At 64.6% G+C, this 17,156-nt stretch carries 15 protein-coding genes and 1 tRNA gene; 6 read left to right on the forward strand and 10 right to left on the reverse strand.

The genetic code is table 11. The features are described from left to right. Positions 1–188 precede the first annotated feature (188 nt). Positions 189–273: transfer RNA gene (locus tag F7R11_RS19490), tRNA-Leu, on the forward strand. A gap of 110 nt (positions 274–383) precedes the next feature. Further along, positions 384–956, forward strand: a complete 573-nt coding sequence (locus F7R11_RS19495) for a dienelactone hydrolase family protein (RefSeq protein ID WP_082932967.1) — start codon at positions 384–386, stop codon at positions 954–956. A gap of 241 nt (positions 957–1,197) precedes the next feature. Here the strand turns inward: F7R11_RS19495 and F7R11_RS19500 are convergent, their stop codons facing one another. The 4 genes from F7R11_RS19500 to pip form a co-directional block, all read right to left on the reverse strand. After that, positions 1,198–2,346 carry a DSD1 family PLP-dependent enzyme gene (locus F7R11_RS19500; RefSeq protein ID WP_064808577.1) on the reverse strand — a complete coding sequence of 383 codons (1,149 nt, stop codon included), beginning with the start codon at positions 2,344–2,346 and terminating at the stop codon, positions 1,198–1,200. Then, a complete protein-coding gene (locus F7R11_RS19505; protein ID WP_390624387.1) occupies positions 2,343–3,011 on the reverse strand; it encodes an HAD-IA family hydrolase in 669 nt (222 codons plus the stop codon). The genes F7R11_RS19500 and F7R11_RS19505 overlap by 4 nt, the downstream gene beginning before the upstream one ends. A gap of 103 nt (positions 3,012–3,114) precedes the next feature. Then, positions 3,115–4,020 carry a LysR family transcriptional regulator gene (locus F7R11_RS19510; RefSeq protein ID WP_064808574.1) on the reverse strand — a complete coding sequence of 302 codons (906 nt, stop codon included), beginning with the start codon at positions 4,018–4,020 and terminating at the stop codon, positions 3,115–3,117. A gap of 9 nt (positions 4,021–4,029) precedes the next feature. Continuing rightward, positions 4,030–4,983 (reverse strand): prolyl aminopeptidase, encoded by a 954-nt coding sequence (gene pip / locus F7R11_RS19515; protein ID WP_064808572.1) that lies wholly within the window; start codon positions 4,981–4,983, stop codon positions 4,030–4,032. A 130-nt stretch (positions 4,984–5,113) separates the two neighbouring features. Between pip and F7R11_RS19520 the strand changes: the two genes are divergently transcribed. From F7R11_RS19520 to F7R11_RS27075, 3 genes are all read left to right on the forward strand, one after another. After that, positions 5,114–5,743: a TetR/AcrR family transcriptional regulator gene (locus tag F7R11_RS19520; RefSeq protein ID WP_064808570.1), complete on the forward strand. Its 630-nt coding sequence runs from the start codon at positions 5,114–5,116 to the stop codon at positions 5,741–5,743. Then, positions 5,743–8,280, forward strand: coding sequence for a PEP/pyruvate-binding domain-containing protein (locus F7R11_RS19525; RefSeq protein WP_064808568.1), 2,538 nt, complete (start codon positions 5,743–5,745; stop codon positions 8,278–8,280). Before F7R11_RS19520 ends, F7R11_RS19525 begins: the two co-directional genes overlap by 1 nt. 108 nt (positions 8,281–8,388) lie before the next feature. Further along, positions 8,389–8,535 (forward strand): hypothetical protein, encoded by a 147-nt coding sequence (locus F7R11_RS27075; protein ID WP_167317182.1) that lies wholly within the window; start codon positions 8,389–8,391, stop codon positions 8,533–8,535. Positions 8,536–8,591: 56 nt separating this feature from the next. Here F7R11_RS27075 and F7R11_RS19530 read toward each other — a convergent pair whose 3' ends face one another. The 3 genes from F7R11_RS19530 to F7R11_RS19540 form a co-directional block, all read right to left on the reverse strand. Further along, a complete protein-coding gene (locus F7R11_RS19530; RefSeq protein ID WP_064808566.1) occupies positions 8,592–9,278 on the reverse strand; it encodes a Fe2+-dependent dioxygenase in 687 nt (228 codons plus the stop codon). Positions 9,279–9,335: 57 nt separating this feature from the next. After that, complete coding sequence (locus F7R11_RS19535) at positions 9,336–11,591, reverse strand: TonB-dependent receptor (protein ID WP_064808565.1); 2,256 nt, start codon at positions 11,589–11,591, stop codon at positions 9,336–9,338. 268 nt (positions 11,592–11,859) lie between these two features. Then, entirely contained in the window at positions 11,860–12,762 is a 903-nt protein-coding gene (locus F7R11_RS19540) for a LysR family transcriptional regulator (RefSeq protein ID WP_064808563.1), read from the reverse strand. A gap of 136 nt (positions 12,763–12,898) precedes the next feature. Between F7R11_RS19540 and F7R11_RS19545 the strand changes: the two genes are divergently transcribed. Further along, positions 12,899–14,176, forward strand: a complete 1,278-nt coding sequence (locus F7R11_RS19545) for an MFS transporter (protein WP_064808561.1) — start codon at positions 12,899–12,901, stop codon at positions 14,174–14,176. Between the two features lie 6 nt (positions 14,177–14,182). Here F7R11_RS19545 and F7R11_RS19550 read toward each other — a convergent pair whose 3' ends face one another. The 3 genes from F7R11_RS19550 to F7R11_RS19560 all read right to left on the reverse strand — a co-directional run bounded on the left by F7R11_RS19550 (position 14,183) and on the right by F7R11_RS19560 (position 17,122). Beyond that, positions 14,183–15,625 (reverse strand): ClcB-like voltage-gated chloride channel protein, encoded by a 1,443-nt coding sequence (locus F7R11_RS19550; RefSeq protein ID WP_064809111.1) that lies wholly within the window; start codon positions 15,623–15,625, stop codon positions 14,183–14,185. 61 nt (positions 15,626–15,686) lie between these two features. After that, entirely contained in the window at positions 15,687–16,004 is a 318-nt protein-coding gene (locus F7R11_RS19555) for a YciI family protein (RefSeq protein ID WP_082932966.1), read from the reverse strand. Positions 16,005–16,123: 119 nt separating this feature from the next. Beyond that, positions 16,124–17,122, reverse strand: a complete 999-nt coding sequence (locus tag F7R11_RS19560) for a quinone oxidoreductase family protein (RefSeq protein ID WP_064808558.1) — start codon at positions 17,120–17,122, stop codon at positions 16,124–16,126. Positions 17,123–17,156 lie beyond the last annotated feature (34 nt).

A 17,156-nucleotide genomic window follows, 5' to 3' on the forward strand; every position in this document is an offset into this window, starting at 1 on the left:
ATCAACCTCGAGAAGGGGAAAGAATGGACTGCGGAAAAGCGCGGCAGCGTAACAGCGGGGCCACCGTTTCATAGGCCGCCACACGCGTAACGGCTGTAACGCTCGCGCGCCTGGCGGGGCGGAATCCCCCTCTTCTCAAGAAAAGCTTGCAAATTTCGCGGGGGTCTGTAAAATGCGGCGCTCACCTAGCCCAGGTGGCGGAATTGGTAGACGCACTAGTTTCAGGTACTAGCGGGTAACTCCGTGGAGGTTCGAGTCCTCTCCTGGGCACCAAACACAGTCCTCAGCTGTTCGAGGACGACCAAAAACCCGCGTGGCGATAAGCCTCGCGGGTTTTTGCGTTTCTGGCGCCCAGCCAGCGCCTCGCCAACATCACCCTCCGTATGAAAATCGTCGTCGCCTCAGACATTCATGGCATCAACGCGTCGTTGCGGTCGTTGCTCGCCGTGCTTGGTGATCCCGTCATCCTATCGCCGTGGCCCGAAGGCGGTTGCCCATTTGCCAGCGAAGAAGACGCTGTTCATGCATTCCACGCGAAGAACGGCCTGCGCTCGTATGCGCAAAAGATTGCCGATGTCGTTGAAGACCAACCCGCCTTTCTGATCGGATTCAGCGTGGGGGCGACAAGCCTATGGCATTACATCGCGAGTCAGCGATGCCACGTGCAAAGTCGAGCATTTCTGTACTACGGTTCCCGCATCCGCGACGCCGTCGGGTTGATTCCTCGATGCCCGGCGACGGTCGTCTTTGCAGAGCATGAGCCGTCGTTTTCCCCAGCGTCTGTTGCCGCCTCGATTGCCGGCCCCGGAGTCGCATGCTCCGTCATTGAAAACACGCACCATGGGTTCATGAATCCTTCCTCGCGGCACTACCGGCTCGATATTGCGGGCCGACAACTGGAGCTTCTGCGCAGCGCGACGGAAGAAGGGGCAACGACGCAAGTGACGGGCGGATAGTGGTGACAATGAGCGCCTGAAGGGTAATCGTTTCGATGGGAATGGCAGTCAGAGCAGATGCTTGCCTTCTGGGAGACCGGTCGCTCGATGAATATCGGAATCGTCGTGGATGGCTTGGGCTTCTGCGTCCCCAATCACGCAAGGAGCACATTCCGATACGCGTGCGCGCCGGAATGGCACCAATGAATCAGGCAAAGGCCCACAGCAATGTGGGCCTTTTGCTTTTGGCGCATTGCGCACCTCACCAGCCGTGGAACCGCCCCCACACCTCCACTCCGCCACGTGACGACACTGCGTGATACTCCGGAAACTGTGCGCCCGTTGCGCACGCATGGTTCGGCAGGATGCGCAGCTTCGTCCCGACCGGGAAGCGCGCTGCAAGGTCGTCGCGAACCGAGCCATCGCTCGCGGCAAGGATGCCGTGCTCCTGGTTCGCGCCAATCAACGTGAGCCCGTCGAACGGCGTGCCATCGAGCGCGCAAGGCTGCCCGTAGCCGAAGTCATGCGACTGCTTGGCCGTACCACGGTCACGACTCATCGCCATCCAGCCCGCATCGACAATCACCCAGCCCTTGTCCGCCTGATGACCAATCACGGTGGTCAACACACTCAGGGCAATCTCATCAATCTTGCACACGCCCACGTTGTGCATGACCAGATCGAAGAACACGTAGACGCCCGCGCGCACTTCGGTCACGCCTTCCAGGTGCGCCGTCGCCAGCGCCGTCGGTGTGGAGCCAACGCTGACTGCCGCGCACGGAATGCCCGCCTCACGCAAACGCTGCGCGGCGCGCACGCACCCGGCACGCTCCTGCTCGGCCAGCGCAGCAAGCGCGGCCTGATCATGCAAGTCGTAGCTGGACCCAACGTGCGTCATCACACCACCCACCTCAATGCCGCCCGCCTGCAGGATGCGGCCGACGTCCAGCAGCGCATCCTGCTCGGGCGTGATGCCGGAGCGGTGGCCATCGGTATCGACTTCGATCCACACCTCGCAGCGTTCGTCGTGCGTGCGGTAGTGCTCGACCACGGCGTTGGCGGCCTCCACGTTGTCCACCACGAGCTTGAGGTGGCAGCCCTGGCGGCGCAGCGCCATCGCGCGCGGCAACTTGGCGGCAACGATGCCCACGGCATACAGGATGTCGGTGATGCCGGCAGCAAAGAACGCTTCCGCCTCTTTCAACGTGGATACGGTGATGCCCTGCGCGCCGGCCGCGACCTGCGCGCGCACCACGTCGAGGCATTTGGTGGTCTTCACATGCGGGCGGAATGTCACGCCCATCGCGTTCATGCGCTGCTGCATGCGCGCGATGTTGTGCTGCATCCGCGGCAGGTCGATCAACGCAGCGGGCGTGTCGAGTGCATCAAGGTTGCTGGTGCTGGAGGTCATGGTTGTGTTCCTGATGCGGCGAAGCGGCTGGCCCAGGGCACAAGCCCATCCAGTGTTGGCGATTCAATTTCCGGCGGCTGCGCACCGTCTACCAGCGAGAGGCCGATGCGGTTGTGCCAGTACGTGCGCAAACCCACCACTGCCGTGCCAAACATGTCGTAGCTGGAACCGGCAACGAATGCGGCATCAGCAGCCCCCACGCCAAGCTGCTCCAGCGCCATGCGATACGGTTTGGGGTCGGGCTTGTAGACGCCCGCCTGCTCCGCCGTGATGACAGCGTCCCAGGCAACAGGCAACCGCGCTGCCGCCTGCCGGCCCAGTCGCTCCGAGCAGTTGGTCACGACGGCCAGCTTGCAGTGCGGTTGCAGTTGCTTCAGCGCTTGGGCAGCACCGCTCCAGGGTTCAAGCTGCAACCAGCCGGCTTCCAACGCATCAGGTGCCGAGGCCGGCAGGCCGACGTTCTGTGCCGCCTCCCGCACCATCACCTCATACGGGACGTACACGCCGCAGCCGTACGTCAGGCGCAGATACTCCGCACGCCACGTGCGGCCCGCCTGCTGTGAGCCGGCTGCGCGATCCCACAATGCCCACGAATCCAGCAGCGCGGTCAGCAGGTCAAACAGGATGGCCTTGGGATAGCCCGGGGAAGACGTAGAGGAAGTCACGCTGGTCACCTGCAAATCGGCGTTGATTGATGCAACGGATTGTAGGCAGCGCCGGCCGACTTGAGGTGAAGCCGATTTGATTCAAAGATTCAGTACAGCTACATCATGCGCGCCATGGCGGCTGCGGCTTGAAGCGGCTCTGCAGGAACTGCATAAAGTGGCGCGTGCGCTGCGGCAGCCCCGCGCGGTTGTGCGTGAGTGCGATCACATTGGCGTCCGGCGCCTTCCAGCCCGGCAGCAAGCGCACCAGTCGCCCGGCGCGCAGGTCATCCGCCACATCCCATTCGGAGCGCAGGATCGCGCCACGCCCCTCGCAGCCCCAGCGGCGGATCACGTCACCGTCATTGCAGATCAGCTTGGCTTGCACGCGCACGCTGCGGCTCGTCCGACCCTTGCTGAAATGCCAGAGCGATACGTCCTCCTTGTTCTCGCGCAGCACGATGCAGGGCAGCGCGGCGAGATCGTCTGGCGTCTCAGGCATGCCGTGGCGCTTGATGAACGCAGGCGACGCACAAAGCAACCGCGCATTCGGCGCAATCGCGTAGCCCACACGGTTGGACACCTGCAGCGCACCGATATGAACCACCACATCAAAGCGCTCAGCCGCTTCGGTCAACGGGGCATCGGAGAGCATCAGCTCGATGTCGACGTCGGGATGTTCCTGCTGGAAGTCACTGATGACGGGCGCGATGTAGCGTCGCCCGAAGCCCAACGGCGCGTTGACCTTGAGCGTACCCACCAGGCCACCCTGGCGCGTTTGCAGATCCTCCGACAGGGCATCGAGCTGCCGGATCAACTCCGCGCCGCGCTCACACAGCAGTGCGCCCTCTTGCGTAAAACGCAGGCTGCGCGCGGTGCGGTCAACAAGCCGCGCGCCCAGCTTCTTTTCCAACTGCTGCAGACGCTGCGACACCGCCGAGGGCGTCAGGCCCAACGCCCGCGCCGTGGCAACCAGGCTGCCGTTTTCCTGGATGGCCAGCAGGAAGCGCAGATCGGCGGAGTCGGTCATGGGTGCACTTTACTTGCCGGCAAAGCGATCGGTGGCGGCGACGAGCTGGTCGAGGATGCCGGGTTCGCTCCATGCATGACCCGCCCCTTCGATCAGGTGGAAATCCGCGTCGGGCCACGCCTGGTGTAGCGCATAGGCATAGCGCACCGGGCACGGCATGTCGTAGCGGCCGTGCACGATCACGCCAGGAATGCCGGCCAGCTTGTGCGCCTCACGCAGCAACTGCCCTTCTTCCAGCCAGCACTGGTGCGTGAAGTAGTGGTTCTCCAGCCGCGCAAAGGCCAGGGCGAAATGGTCATCGGCGTGCTTGGCGCTGTTGCTCGGGTCGGGCAGCAGGGTGATGGTTTCGCCTTCCCAGACGCTCCAGGCGCGAGCGGCTTCGATCTGCTTGGCGACGTCGTCGCCGGTGAGCACCTTGCGGTAGGCGGCGATCATGTTGTCACGCTCCGCCTCGGGGATGGGCGCCTGAAAGCGTGCCCATTTCTCGGGGAACATCTCCGACACGCCAAATTGGTAGTACCAGCGCAGCTCAGCCTGCGAGACGGTGTACACACCGCGCAGCACCAGTTCGCTCACGCGCTCGGGATGCTTCTGCGCGTAGGCCAGCGCCAGCGTCGAACCCCAGGAGCCGCCAAACACAAGCCAGCGATCGGCGCCGGCAATGGCACGCAGGCGCTCGATGTCATCCACAAGATGCCAGGTGGTGTTGGCCTCCAGCCCCGCATGGGGCGTGGAGCGCCCGCAGCCGCGCTGGTCAAACAGCATCACGTCGTAGCGTGCCGGGTCAAACAGGCGGCGGTGGTCGGCCGAGATGCCGCCACCCGGGCCGCCGTGCAGAAACACCGCTGGCTTGGCACCGGGCGTGCCGACACGCTCGTAGTAGATGGTGTGGCCATCGCCCACATCGAGCATGCCGGTTTCATACGGTTCGATGGGTGGATACAGCGTGCGCAGTGCAGACATGGTCGGTCCTGTCGAAAGGTTGGCGCTTGGGTTGCCGATGAATAAACCGATTCTACAGAGGGGATCTTGCTTGCACATATTTTTGAACGACGTATAAAATTGTTCATCGTCAAAAATTGGTAGGCCCACCATGTCGACCACCCCGATCCCCATCGAAGCCGGCCGCCGCGAACGCAAGCGCACCCAGACGCTCGATCACCTGGCCGCCACCGCCTTCGCCCTGTTTGAACAGCGCGGCTACGAGGCGGTGACGATGGAGCAGATTGCCGAGCAGGCCGATGTGTCCAAGGGCACGCTGTACAACCACTTTCCGGTCAAAGAGGCGCTGCTGGCGCACCAGTTTCACGCCGAGCTGGTGGCAGGTGGCGCGCAACTGCGGCCGCTGATCGAGGCGCAAACGGGTTTTACCGGGCGCCTGTCGGTGCTGCTTTCCGCTTCGGCCGATTGGTGCAACGCGCGTCGCCCATACCTCGCACCCTACTTCCGCTACCGCTTCGCCAGCGCAGACCTGGCCGCACGCAGCCGCGATGCCGACAAGCGCAGCGGGTTCGAAGCCATCTTCGCGGCACTCATCGATGCAGGCCAACGCTCGGGCGAGCTCGACACGCGACTCGACGCAGAGCACCTGGCCGGGCTGTTCGAATACCTCTACCTGGGCACGTTGATGCGCTGGCTGGCCCACCCGGAGATGGATCTGCAAGAAGGCTTCTCAGCCGCCATCGACCTGTTTTTGCACGGCATCGGCAACAAGGAGGCGTGATGGACACCTCTGTGCTGGATTGGTCGGCCGCAGCGGCGGCGGGTGCAGCGGTAGCGGGTGGCAAGGGCTGGCAACTCGGTCGGCTGGCGATACTGGGCGTGCCCGTGCCCGAAGGCTTTGTGCTGAGCGCCGAAGCCAGCCGTGGGCGTGCGCAGGGCGATGCGGTGCCGGACCCCGTGCTGGCCGCGATCACGCAGGCGCTGACCGCGCGCGGCTGGCTGAATGCCCCGTTGGCCGTGCGTTCCTCAGCGCCACAGGAGGATTCTGCGCAACGCTCGTTCGCGGGCATCCACGAGACGCGCCTGAACGTGATCGGCGCACAGGCACTGGCGGAAGCGGTGCGGGCCGTATGGGATTCGGCATACGCGCCACAGGCGGTGGCGTACCGCGAGCGCTTCAACATCGACACCGCAGATCTGGCGATGGCCGTGGTCATCATGCCCATGCTGCCGGCGGTGGCTGCGGGCATTGTCTTCACGTGCGACCCACTGGGCGGGCGGGATGACCAGATCGTCATCAACGCGCATTGGGGCCTGGGCGAAGCCCTGGTGGGCGGACAGGCCGATGGCGACACGTTCAAGCTGGAGTCGTCTCCGCAAGACGACACACTGCGCGTGCTCGAACGCCAAATCGGCAAGAAGGCCCGCATGACGCAAGCGTTGGCGGAAGGCGGCACAGCACTCGTCGACACCACCGCAGAAGATGCGCACCGCGCCGTACTGGACGATGCGCAGCTCATCGCGCTGGCAGCACTGGCGCGCGACACCGCATGCGCGCTCGATTTTGCGCAGCCGCGCTATGACATCGAATGGGTCTGGGACGGCCAGCGGTTCTGGATCGTACAGGCGCGCCCCATCACCACGCGTGGCCGCCACACCTACGCTGCACTCCAAACGCAACCGCGCTTCTGGACGCGCGGCAACACGCGCGAAATGTTTCCCGGGCCGCTGTCGCCCATCGACTGGACGCTCTACCGCCACGCGGCCAACCGCATGCTGACGCTCACCTATGCGCTGGTCGACTATCCGCTGGTGCCGGGGCTGGACCGTGCCGCGCTGTTCCACGGCCGGGTGTACCTCGATGTCTCGCTGATGCAGTGGGAGGCGTTCGATGCGTTCGGCATCGCACCGGATGCCATCAACCGCATGCTGGGCGGCACGCAGCCGGAGATTGTGGTGCCGCCGGTCACATGGTCACAGCGCCTGGCACGCGGTGGACGCCTGGTGCGCTATCTACTGAGTGCCGGTGCCACGCGCCGCCATGCGCAAAGCGACCTCAACCGTGCGCGCAAGGAGGCCGCGCAATGGCGCGAAGGCGCGTGGCCTGAAGATGCGGCAGAACTGGCCGTATGCCTGCGCGAACGCTTCGCCACCGCGCGCCGCGCTGACAGCCTGTTCTTCCTGCAGGGCTCGGCCGGCGGCTCAGTCTCTGGACTGGTCGACATCATCGAAAAACAGCGCCCCGCAGAGGGCCATGCACTCGCCGCAGCGCTCATGGCCGGCGCCGAACCCAGCGTGACCGCGCAGCAAAGCTATGACCTGATGGCGCTGGCGCAGACGGCCGCAACCGATTCAGAGGCGCTAACCTGGCTACGGAGCACCACACGCATCGGCACGCAATGGGCGCAGCAACTGCCCGCACACAGTCCGTTCCGCCAGCAGTTCAAAGCATTTCTGGAGCGCAACGGCCACCGCGCGATCGAAGAGAGCTACTTCCGCCATCCGCGCTGGCGCGAGCAGCCGGACTATCTGCTCGACCTCGTTGTTGGCCTGATCGGCAGCGATGCGCAGGCGGTGCGGCAACGGCAGCAGACGGCGTCTGCGCAGGCTTGGCAGCGCTTGCCGTTCTGGCTACGGCCAGTCGTGCGGGCGATGCTCAAGAGCGCCGTGCGCGACAGCAACCAGCGTGAAGCCGCACGTAGTGCGCTGGTGGCCTACGTAGAGGTGCTACGTGCTGGCCTGCTGAAACTGGCCGACAAGCTGGGCGGCCAAGGAGGCGCAGAGGGGCTCGATACGCCGGAAGACATCTTCAACCTGACGCTGGATGAATGCGTGCGGGCGGGCAACGGCACGCTGCCGCTGCGCTTTGCTGCACAGCGTGCGCGCGAGCGCCGGCAGCAGTTGGCGCATTGGGCCGCCGAGCAGGAGCCAGACGTCATCGCCGAACACGGTGAAGCCCCTGCCACAGCCATCGCACCGAGCGCATCCACCGGTGATCACTGGACTGGCACCGCCGTCGGCGCGGGCACGGCACAGGGTCAAGCCCGGCTGGTGGACAACGCCGCCGCCGGCACCGCGCTGCAAACTGGCGACGTGCTGGTCGCCCCAAGCACCGACCCGGCCTGGACGCCGCTGTTCCTGAAGGCCAGCGCGCTCGTAATGGAAACCGGCGGTTACCTGTCGCACGGTGCCATCGTGGCGCGCGAATTCGGTATCCCGGCGGTGGTGAACGTGCCGGGCATCCGCGCACGGTTGAAAGATGGCGAGACGATCCGCGTGGACGGCAACACCGGCACGATCAGCAGAGTGTCGGTGTGATCACATCAATGTGGCGATGAGGCGACACGAACAGGCAAGAATTGCTGCGGCGCAATATTCCGACTAACATTAGGGTAATCCCTAGGTTATCGCTCAGAAGGAATCATCATGGAAGCCGCCGCTCTCAACGTCGCCCCCACCTCCCGCTTCGCCCGTTTCTGGCAAGTCCTGCGTCGTGAAGCCAAGCGCGCCATCGCGCTGCACGTGGAAAGCTGCGGCATGATGGCCGAGCTGTATCGCCGCTCGGGCCGCTAAGCCCGTTTGCGCTTTTGCGTCGCACCATCCTCCGGGTGTGACACAGGCATCTCAGCTCAGGTCTCGCTCCACTGCCGCATCAGGTTGTGATACACGCCAATCAGCGTGCGGCGCGCAGTGGCATCCGCCTCAGTCTGGTTGAGGGTCTGGATCGCGTTGTCCAGGTCGAACAGCATGGCGCGCTGGGTGTCATCGCGAATGAGGCTTTGGATCCAGAAGAAGCTCGCCACACGCACGCCGCGCGTGATGGGCGTGACTTGGTGCAGGCTCGTTGCCGGGTAGATCACCAAGTCCCCGGCATTGAGCTTGATGCTGTGCATGCCGTAGGTGTCTTCGATCTGCAGTTCGCCGCCGTCATAGCTGGCCGGATCTGACAGGAACAGCGTGGCCGAGATGTCGGTACGCAGCTTGGCGCCGTTGTGCGGGTGGATGCGTACGCTGCCATCCACATGCGCGCCGAAGGTCATGCCCTCGCCGTAGCGGTTGAACATCGGCGGGTACACCACGTTCGGCAACGCCGCGCTGATGAAGCGCGGGTGCCGCTCCAGCACGCTCAGGATGAGTTGCTGGCACTGCAGCGCCACTTCCGCGCGCTCATCAATCTGCTGGTTGACCTTGACTGGCGCCCCCGAATAGCCGGCCGACACGCGGCCATCCACCCAGGCATCGCCCGCGTTGTCGAGCAGCTCGCGCAGCGCAGCCACCTGCGCGGCGTTGAAGACGTTGGGAATACAGACAAGCATGGTGTGGAACGTGCAAAACAAAAGGGGGACGTGCCCGAGGGCCCATCCCCCAAGCCATTACATGCGATACACGACCGACAGCATCGCCGCGCGGCCGGTACCCGGCACGGCGCGACCGCCATCGGACGGAATCAGCGCATCGTAATACGTCTTGTTGAACAGGTTGAACACGTTCAGGCGCACGTCGTACTTGGGCTGGTGGTAGGCCAGCATCGCATCCCAGCGCACGAAGCCGCCTACCTGCACGGTGTCGGTGTTGTTGGCGTAGCGCTGCGACATGTAGAACGCGCCCGCACCCACCTCCCAGTTCGGCATGAAGGTGTAGCTCGTCCACACTGTGGCGGCATGCTTGGGCGTGTTGGCTGGCGTCATGCCTTGCGTGCCCGCAGCGATACCGTTGACGATCTCCGCATCCAGGTACGTATAGCCCGCGAAGATCTGCAGCTTGTCGGTCACGTGGCCCGTGGCACCCAGGCGCGCGCCGCGCACGCGGATCTTGCCGGCCGAGGTGTACGTCGTGCTGTCGATTTGCGTGCGCGCGTTGTCCTTGGTGATCTGGAACACCGCCGAGCTGACCGACAGATCGCCATTGAGCAGATCCCACTTGCCGCCGGCTTCGTACGACTTGTTCTTCTCCGGGTCTAGACCCTGTTGGCCCGTGGTGCCCACCAGTTGCTCCAAGGACGGGTTGAACGACGTGCCGTACGACACGTAGTACGACTGCCAATCCGTCGGCTGCCAGATGCCGCCCAGGCGCGTGCTGACAAAGTTCACCGTCTGCTGCGCATACGGCAGCGCGGTGATCTTGGCCGACGCCGGCGTGTTGGCCGCATTCAGCGAGTTCGAAATGCTGGCGATGTAGCGGTCATAGCGCAGGCCGGCCACCGCCTTCCATTGTTTGGTGAACTCGATCGAATCGTTGAAGTACGCGGCCACCGTGTTGGCCGAGCCGCCCTGCACATTGCCCAGCACGGACGGCGCATTCGACGGCGAGTTCGTATAGCTCGGGCTGAGCAGCGGCTCGCACGACACAAACCCGCTCGTCATGCTCGACTGCGCCAGCGGCGTGCCGTTGCACGAACCGTTGCGGTAATAGTTCTGGTTGTCGTAACCGTCGTGGCCGAACTCGGTGCCCACCAGCAGCGTGTGCTTGACCGAACCCGTATCGAACTTGGCCGTCAGCTCGGTCTGGTTGAACAGCGAGTAGTCACGGATGCGGCGGTCGTGGCTTTGCAGGCGCACCGACAACGCAGACAGCGGCAGGTTGCTGTTGGTCAGCGCCGTAAACACACCCGACGAGTTGACTGTACCCACTGCGTTGGGCGCCGTCTCGCGCGCATCGGTCTGCACGTAGTTGAACTGCGTCTGGTTGCGCAGCCGCAGGTTGGGCGAGAACTTGTGGTCGATGTTGGCCGAGAAGGCAGCCACGTCCTGCGTGGTGCGGTCGTCCGTAAAGCCGTAGTACGTCTTCGGATCCACGTTGACCGGGTGGCCGTTGAGGTTCGGCACGCCGTAGTCGGGCATGTCGCGGTTGTGCTGCAGCAGCGCGGAGATGGTCACTTCGGTGGGCGTGCCGATGCCGAAGCGCCACGACGGCGCGATGCCGAAGTCCTGCGCGGTCATCTCGTCGCGGGTGCTGGTCTTGCCGTTCTGCGCCATGGCGGCCACGCGGAAGGCCGACGTATCGGACGTCGGCGTGTTGACGTCCACCGTGGTGCGCACCAGACCGTTGGTGGTGACCGAACCGGTGATTTCCGTGGCGGCCTTCAGCGACGGCTTCTTCGTCACCTGGTTGATCACGCCGCCGGTCGAACCGCGCCCGAACAGCATCGACGACGGGCCCATCAGCACTTCCACTGAATCGAGCGCGAACAGGTCACGGTAGTACTGACCGCGATCGCGGAAGCCATCCAGGTAGATGTCGGTACGCGCCGAGAAGCCGTTCAGGTTGATGTTGTTGCCGATCTGTCCGCCTTCGGCCGCACCGATGGTGATGCCCGGCACGTTGCGCAGCGCATCGGCCAGCGAGCTGGCGCCCTGCGCATCGGTCAGAGCCTTGGGCACCACCGTCACCGATTGCGGGATATCGCGCAGGTTCTCGGGCAGCTTGGAGATCGAGCTCTTGGCGGCGTTGTAGTCGTCACGCGGGGCAGTGGCCTTGACCACGGCTTCAGGCAGCGTGGCGGTGGCAGTCGCAGCGCTGGTGGCAACAACAGGGGTGGATGCGGCTTGCTGGGCGAGTGCGACGGTGGGCGTGGCAAACAGCGCCAACAGAGCGCTGGCGAGTGGGCTGGGGCGATTCGGGCGATTCATCTGGGTGGTTTCTCCGGGCGGCGCCCTTCCTTCTGGATGCCGGCCGCTGCGGAACGCCCTCCTGCGCCCGTGCCGCCGTGCACAAGAGCGCACTACGAAATTCGGACGCAAATATAAATGATAATGATTCGCAACAGCAATCACTTATCATAGATCGCTTGGAAAGTCGTTAAAAACGCACACCAAAAAGCGATCTTAGATTCGCTTTTCCTTGGCATCGGCTGACAAAGCAAAGCTTGTCGCCACGCGAGATCCGCAGCCCGGGGCGCTAGGCAAAGCCGGGCAGGGACTGCAGATGAGCGTCCAGCTGTGCCAGGAATGCGCGCGTCTTTGGGGGGATCGGCCGAGCGGCCGGAATCAGCGCATGCAGATCAAAGCCCGGCACAACGTAGTCGGGCAAGACGCGTATCAACCGCCCTGCGGCCATGGCCTCGGCGCACACCGGTTCCTGCAGCACGCCGACACCGCCGCCACCCTCCAGCAACGCATATACCGGGCGCCAATGACTCAAGCTCATCGTCACGTTGATCGGCGTGGTGATGGGCTTCTGCCCCGCATCAATCAGCGGTAGCTGGCCATCGCCAAACAAACCCAGCACGCGGATGAAGGTGTGCGCCACCAGCGCCTGCGGTGTTTCTGGCGCGCCATGCCGGGCAAGGTAGTCCGGCGCCGCCACCAGTACGCGGCGCACGTGGCCAAGCCGGCGCGCGATGAAACTGCCGTCTCCGGTTGGCCCGAGGCGCAACGACACATCCACGCCTTCTGTAATGGGATCGACCAGGCGATCGTTGAGGATCAGGTCGATCCGCAATTGCGGGTGCTGTTCGCGCAGGCGGAGCAACAACGCGGGCAGCACCACCTCGCCCAGGCCCTGCGGCGCGGCGATGCGCAATACGCCGCGCAACACCTGATGGTCTTGCGAGACCACCGCGCAAGCCTCATCGGCGGCTTCCAGCACCTGCTTGCAACGTTCGTAGAAAACGTGGCCCTCGTCGGTGCAAGACACCGCGCGCGTGCTGCGCAAGAGCAACCGCACGCCAAGGTGCCGCTCCAGTTGCTGAATGCGCTCACTGACGGCGGGCTGGCCGATGCCGAGATCGCGCGCAGCCGCCGACAGGCTGCCGCGTTCAACAACGCGCACGAAGATCCGCATGGCGGCAAGAAGGTCCATGGGGCCGGATCGTAGCAGGATCAGCCATCGGCCAAACCGATAAGAGTCATCTGTGATGCGGGTCTACCGACGCCCCGGGCGCCAACGCTACGCTGGCCGCCATCGTTCATTCGCCCGGCACACTGCGCCATTGCTCATGTCTTCACTCAACCTCAAGCGGCTCGGCCCCTGCCTGTTTGCCATCGCCATCGACGCCATGGGCTTTGGCCTGGTCTACCCGATGATGTCGGTCATCTTTGGCGATCCGCATACCAGCCTGTTGGCGCCCGAGTCCAGCACGACCCTGCGCAACTTCTATCTGGGGCTGGGCTATGGGGTCTACCCGCTGTGCATGTTCTTCGGGTCGTCGCTGATGGGCGAGCTGTCCGACGCCTATGGCCGCCGCAAGATCCTGCTGCTGTGCGTGTTCGGGCTGTCGCTCAGTTACTTCCTGATGGCGCTCGGCGTTCTCTGGCCGAGCGTTGGGCTGCTGCTGTTTGGCCGTGGCTTGAGCGGTCTGATGGCGGGCTGCCAAGGTATCGCCCAAGCGGCCATCACCGACATGAGCACACCGGAAAACAAGGCGCTCAACATGAGCTTCATGTCGCTGGCCTTCAGCGCCGGAGTGATTGTTGGGCCGGTGCTCGGTGGTGTTGCCTCCGACCAGCGGATCGCCCCCATCTTCGGCCACGAAGCGCCGTTTCTGCTGGTCGGTGTGTTGGCGCTGGCGTGCGGTGTGTGGATGTGGGCGTCATACCGCAACACGGTCACCCCTTCGGGGATGCACCGCGTTGATGTGCTGCTGCCACTGCGCGTCATGCACGAAGCGGTTCGGCACAAGGCGGTGGCCTATCTGTCGGTGGTCTTCTTCCTCATGCAGATCGGCTACGGCCTCTATCTGCAGACCATCATGATGCTGCTCCAGACACGCTTTCACTACGGCAGCGCGCAGCTGGGGCTGTTCAGCGGGGCGATCGGCGTGTGCTTCGTCTTTGGACTGCTGTGTGTCGTGCGCCTGATGCTGCGGGTGTGGAGCGTCATCGATATCGCCAAGACCGGCCTGTTGGTGGCCGGCATCGCCCAGATCCTGTCGAGCCTGCTGCCATACGAAAGCGTGCTCTGGGCGCTGGCAGCGCTGGTCGGCTGCTTTGACATGGTGGCCTACACGACGATGTACACCGCCTTCTCTGACGCCGTGACGGAAGATCGTCAAGGCTGGGCGCTTGGCGTTGCGGGCTCGGTCATGGCGGTGGCGTGGGTCGTCACGGGTTTCCTGACCAACCTGCTCCCGGTGTTGGGCGAAACCGGGTTGCTGTTGGTTGGCGGAATCGGTTTCCTGCTCAGCTTCCTGATGATGCGAGCGCATGGCCGCAAGCGCGGCACGGCATCCAACAAGGAGGGTGCGGACTCGCCAGCGCCGGGCGTAACTGGCTGAGCGTACCTATTTCTGCGTAGCGTCCGGAGGCACGGAAGACGCGGGTGACGACGGGTTCTGCGCGTTATCCGCATCTTCGCGCGCCTCTTTTTTGTTCTGTGCCAGCGCCCGCGCATAGACAGACGGCGCGCCTGCCGCATGCGCAGTCACATAGCCGGTGATGCACGCCAGCATGAGTGGCAGCACCACCTGGTACGACAGTGTCATCTCAAAGATCATCAGGATCGACATGAGCGGCGCATGCGTAGTAGCCGCCAGCAGCGCGCCCATTCCAACCACCGCATAGCTGATCGGAACCGGCGCTGCGCCCGGCAGCAACGCGTGCATGCCGGTGCCATACAACAACCCCAGCGCCGCGCCGCAAAACAGCGTGGGCGTGAACACCCCGCCCACCGCGCCCGACCCCGCGCTGGCCGCCGTCGCCGCCACCTTGCAGATCAGCACCAGCGCCACGGTCTGCCACAGCCACGGCTGGTGCAGGAAGCTGTTGACCACGCTGTAGCCGTTGCCCCAGACCTCAGGCAACTGGGTCGACAGTGCACCCACGATCAACCCGCCCAGCGCCAACCGCAACGTCAGCGGCAACTGGGTACGGGCAAAGGCATCACGTGCGCGGTCAATCAGCCCCAGCAGCAGCGGCCCCGCCATGCCTGCCGCCAGGCCGAGCCCCAGATAGGTCAGCACTTCCCAGCCGGATACGAAATCGAAATGCGGCATCTCGTAGACCGCGCCGTACCCGAAGAACTGGCGCAGCACGATGTCCGCCGTCACGGCCGACACCAGCAGCGGCCCGAGCGTGGCCGTGGTGATGACGCCGAAGACGATCTCGCTCACAAACACAGCGCCCGAGATGGGCGCGTTGTAGGCGGAGGTAATGCCTGCTGCCGCCCCGCACGCAACCAGCAGACGCAGTTGCTCGACCGAGACCGGTCTGATGTGCCCAAACCCGCGCCGCAGCGCGCGCCCCAGCAGCGAGCCACACATCGCCGCCAGTTGCACCATCGGCCCTTCGCGCCCGATGGACGCGCCGCTGGCCACCGAGCACAGCGACGACACACTGCGTACCAAGCTCTGCCGCGCGCTCAACACACCGTCGCCCACGGCGATGGCTTCCATATAGTCTTCCGAGCCCTTGCGCGGAATCCATTTCAGCCCGATCTGCAGCGTGAGCCCAGCCAGAACGCCGCCAATGGCAGGCACCAGCAGGCGCGCCCACCACGGCAGCGCGCGTGCCGTAGCCACCAGCCCCTGGTCCGTGCCGGAGAGCCACCACTGCAACTGGCGCAAACACTCGCGAAACAGGATCGTCGACAAGGCGCCCGCACAGCCGATCACAGCGGCATAGACGAACACCAGATGCTCGCTGCCGAACGGCAACCGCGCGCCCACGCGCTGCCACCACGCAGGGCGCGTTGATGGGGTGGGCGATGGTGTCGGTGTATCCGGAATGTGGGTCATGACGGCCCCGTGAACGGCAGGCCATCATGATAGCGGGCGCACTGCGCTGGGATTACGTCGGCGCGCTCACGGCCCCATCAACAAACCACGCCTCTGGCAGGCCCGCCACGCGCCGGTTCGGGCTCCATGCAATGACGCGCGCCTCGACCAGGTTTTCCAGCACAAATGGATCGCGCGCCACGATGGCATCGATCTCCTCGCGCGACGCAGCGCGCGCCAGGATGCCGCCGCCTTCGCGAGGGAACAACGGTCCGGACATCAGGAAGTGCCCGCTCGCGTAGTGCGCGTCCAGGTGCTGGCGGTGGGCAGGCAGCACGCGGTCCATCTCGGACAACGGTGCGCGGTAGGTGAAAAGAATCAGGTACAGCATGGGGAGACTCCTTGTGCGTAACGAATGAAGTGGGGTGAGACGACGCAACGCGAGACGCCACTACCGTGCCGGACGCCACGCAGAAACGGGTACGGTGTGCGCCGCAGAAACGGGTACGCTCACGGCCGCAGCAGCAACGCGCCCGTGGTTTGGCCAGCTTCCAGCGCCGCGTGCGCGGTGGCTGCCTCTTCCAGCGCATAGGTACCACCCACCGGCACACGCGCCCCTTCGAGCATGCGTTGCAACGCAGCCTGTGCACCGGCACGGTAGCGCGAGAGATCCGCCATGTAGCGGAACACACCCGGCCGCGCCAGCGCGATCGAACGCGATGGCCCTAGCCCAGAGAGGTCGACAGTGTTCGTTTGCGTATTGCCGACGTCGCTCGCCTGGCCGATGCTCGCCACCATGCCGAATGGCCGCGTCACCGCCAAGGACGTTTGCAGCATCTCGCCGCCCACACCGTCAATGACGTAGTCGACGCCTTCACCATCAGTTAATCGCAGCACGGCTTCGCGCACATCCTGTTGGCGGTACAGCACGACGTGGTCTGCGCCATGGCCGAGCGCAGTGGCCGCCTTGGCTTCGCTGCCAACCGTACCAATCACCCGCACACCCAGGCGCTTGGCCCACTGCACCAGCAGCAGGCCCAGGCCACCGGCTGCCGCATGCACGAGTACCGTGTCGCCAGCCTGTACCCGGCGTACCCGGGACAGCAGCATGTGTGCGGTGATGCCGCGCAACAGCGTGGCTGCGACAGTCTCGTCGTCCAGCGCATCCGGCAGCGCGATCGCGCGCTCCGCAGGAATGTTGCGATGGCTTGCATAACCGCCGGGCGCGCCGTCCATCAGTCCAGCCCAGGCCACGCGCTGGCCCACCACAAAGCCGCGCACGTCCGACCCCAGTGCTTCCACCACCCCAACGCCCTCCACCCCCAGCACAGCCGGAAACGCGGGCACTGGGTACAGCCCGGCACGGTGATACACATCCACAAAGTTCACGCCGATGGCGGTGTGGCGTACCGTCAACGCGTTGGATGCGGGAGGCGGCAGCATCAGGCTGACGGGCTGCAAACCCAATGCTGGAGCGGGTTCACGGAGTTGAATGACCTTGGCATGCATGGCAAATGTCCTCGCAGAAATGGGTACGCTTTTC

The organism is Ralstonia insidiosa (assembly GCF_008801405.1).
Lineage (GTDB): Bacteria > Pseudomonadota > Gammaproteobacteria > Burkholderiales > Burkholderiaceae > Ralstonia > Ralstonia insidiosa.